Annotated in this window: 3 protein-coding genes; 1 reads left to right on the top strand and 2 read right to left on the bottom strand. The window is 64.5% G+C overall.

Annotated elements, in window-relative coordinates:
* Positions 1-525 (top strand): PfkB family carbohydrate kinase (locus tag VGD20_RS19155; RefSeq protein WP_331135970.1); only part of this gene is annotated, 525 nt, incomplete at its 5' end.
* 48 nt (positions 526-573) lie between these two features.
* Here the strand turns inward: VGD20_RS19155 and VGD20_RS19150 are convergent.
* Together VGD20_RS19150 and VGD20_RS19145 are read right to left on the bottom strand one after the other, a co-directional pair.
* Positions 574-2,148 carry an alkaline phosphatase D family protein gene (locus VGD20_RS19150; RefSeq protein ID WP_331135969.1) on the bottom strand — a complete coding sequence of 525 codons (1,575 nt, stop codon included), beginning with the start codon at positions 2,146-2,148 and terminating at the stop codon, positions 574-576.
* 71 nt (positions 2,149-2,219) lie between these two features.
* A partial coding sequence (locus tag VGD20_RS19145) for a glycerophosphodiester phosphodiesterase family protein (RefSeq protein ID WP_331135968.1) occupies positions 2,220-2,779 on the bottom strand: 560 nt, incomplete at its 5' end.

Here is a 2,779-nt window from a genome sequence, read left to right as displayed (position 1 = left end):
GTGTCGTTCGACGGCAATTGGCGCGGCCGACTTTGGGAGCGCTGGGCGTCCGAACCCGCCGCGATATTGAAGCCGATCGTCGCACAGGCGACGCTGCTGTTCGGCAATCATCGCGACGCGGCGCTGCTTCTCGGCCGCGATTTTTCGGGTGATGGCGAAGACCGGCGGCGCGAGGCGGCGCTCGCGCTACTCGATCACTTCCCATCGCTCGAATATGTAGCATCCACCGCCCGCGAAATCATGGACGCGGACACGCACCGGCTGACCGCGCGTATCGATAGTCGCGAGGCCCGGGGCGTAAGCGATCCTGCGATCATCGCGCCGATAATCGACCGGGTCGGAACCGGAGACGCCTTTGCGGCCGGCGTGCTCGACGGATTGTGGGAAGGCAAGGGCCTGGCGGAGGTGGCGAAGCACGGCCTTGCGCTGGCCGCGCTCAAACATGGTCTTCGCGGGGATTTTGCGCCCTTCTCGCGCCCGGCGATCGACCGTGCAACCGATGTGACGCAAGACATAACGCGCTAGCCGAAGTTCGGTGCGCTTGCTCGCTCTTCCGGCCTCTCTGCCGATCGTTCATGCGCGATGGAGGACGGGTGCATCGGGCGTCACCGCATATCTGGCGAGCGTGCTGATCCTGCCGCCCGGCTGTTCGACCTGATCCATCACCTTGACCTCGGTCGTCCACGCCTTGGGCGTAATATCGAAAAGCTGGTAGCCGCGCCGGTCGGTATACAGGTCGAAGTGCGGGTTGTTGCGCATCATATGCTCGAGGCCCGTCTCGCCCCTGCCGTTGCCGTTGGATGTGATCGAAGCGGCCTGGAACTCGACAGCGACCTTGGCGCCATCGGGCCGCGCGTCATTCTCCGGAACCGACCCGACGAGATGGCGATGGTGGTCGCCGGTCGCGATGACGACGTTGGTCAGGTCGTGCTTGCGGATCGATTCGATCAGCCGTGCTCGCGCCGGCCGGTAACCGTCCCAAAGATCGGTAGCGAATTTTCCTTCGGCCGCATCCTCGGTGCGAAAATCGACCGGCATCACGATCACCTGCTGCGCCAGCAGGTTCCACGTCGCCTGATTGCCGAGCCCGTCGTCCAGCCATGCTTCCTGTGCGGCTCCCAGCATATCCGGTGCGTTGAGCGCTTCCCTGGGGCACGGTTGAATCTTGCCGTCGTTGCAAGGCTGGTCCGAGCGATACGAGCGCGTGTCGAGCATGTGCGTGCGCAACAGGCGGCCATAGTCGAGGCGGCGATAGGCGGTGAGACCGCCGCCGCCGGGGAACTGGGCCTTGCGGACGGGCATATTCTCGTACCACGCCTGCAGACCGGCGAAGCGGCGCAATGCGAAGATTTCGGCGCTGGTCCCGTCCTGATCGAAATCGCCGGCCCAATTATTGTCGATCTCGTGATCGTCGAACGAACAGGCAAAGGCGCACGCGGCGTGCGCCGCCTGGAGGGCTGGATCGCTCTTGTATTGGGCGTAGCGGCGGCGATAGTCCTCGATACTGTAGATTTCATCGCCGAGATGCTGGCGAACGATCGGGGAACCCTTGGCGCGCGACCCCAGCGGCATCGTGCCGCTTTCGTAGATATAGTCGCCATAGTGGAAGATCAGGTCGAGGTCGGGTTCGTTCGCGAGATGCGCCCAGGCGTCGTAATAGCCCATCTCGTAGTTCTGGCACCCGGCGACGCCGATCCGGATGCGCTCCGCAAGCGCATCGCGTGCGGGCGCAGTGCGTGCGGTGCCGACCGGGCTGCTATCCGATCCGGCGACCATGAAGCGATACCAATAGGGGCGGTGCGGCAGCAGCCCGCCGACCTCGACATGCACCGCGTGGCCCAACTCGGGCAGCGCCATCGTCTCGCCGCTCCGGACAATGCGCGAGCACGCCGCATCCTCGGCGACTTCCCAGCGCACCGGCACATGCGCGGCGGGCATCCCGCCATGCTCGTCGAACGGGCGCGGCGCGAGACGCGTCCAGATCACGAAACCGTCCGGCCACGGATCGCCCGATGCAACGCCCAACGTAAACGGGTTGGCGCCAAGCGGCTGCGCGAACAGCGGCGTGCGCGAAAGGCCGGCGAACAAGGCCAGACCTCCCGCCGCCTTGATGAGTTTGCGGCGATCCAGTTCGATGGCAGGGTTCATGTCCGGGGCCTTTGAATTCGGGAAACGGGAAAGGGCGGGTGGTTTATCCTGGCGGCGTGGCCACGATCGTGTCAGTCGCGGAGCCCGGATCGTTTGAGGAATGCGACCGCGCCTTCGGGATCGTTGGTGAAAATGGCGTCGACACCAAGGTCGGCATATTTCCGCCATTGGTCTTCCTGATCGGCGACTCCCGAGAAGACGAGGATGCCGGCGCCCTGCAATCGACCGGTTTCGGTCCGGTCGATCTCGTCATGGCCCAGCACGATGCAGGTGGCGTGATGCCGGCGCAGCATCGCGAGATAGTCGCGCGTCTGCCGCGGCACGCCGAGCAGGCAGGTGCGGATGCGGGGATTGATCCGGTGCAGCGCATCGATCGTGCGAAAATCGAACGACTGGAGGATCAGCCGGTCCTCCAGGCCATTTTCGCGCACCGCTGCATCCAGCAGGGTTGCGAATTTGACAGGATCGATGTCGGCGTCCTTGGGTATCTTGGTTTCGGCGAAGAAAAGCGCTTCGCTGTCCTTGAAGGCGCGCAACACTTCGCCCAGTTCCGGAATGCGGGCGCCCGGCACCGCGATATGGCGTGCTCCTGCATATTGCGGTCGCACCCCCGATCCGCAATCGAGTTTTT

It is taken from the genome of Sphingopyxis sp., from assembly GCF_036402335.1.
GTDB lineage: Bacteria > Pseudomonadota > Alphaproteobacteria > Sphingomonadales > Sphingomonadaceae > Sphingopyxis.
This window is presented reverse-complemented; position numbering and strand designations above follow the sequence as displayed.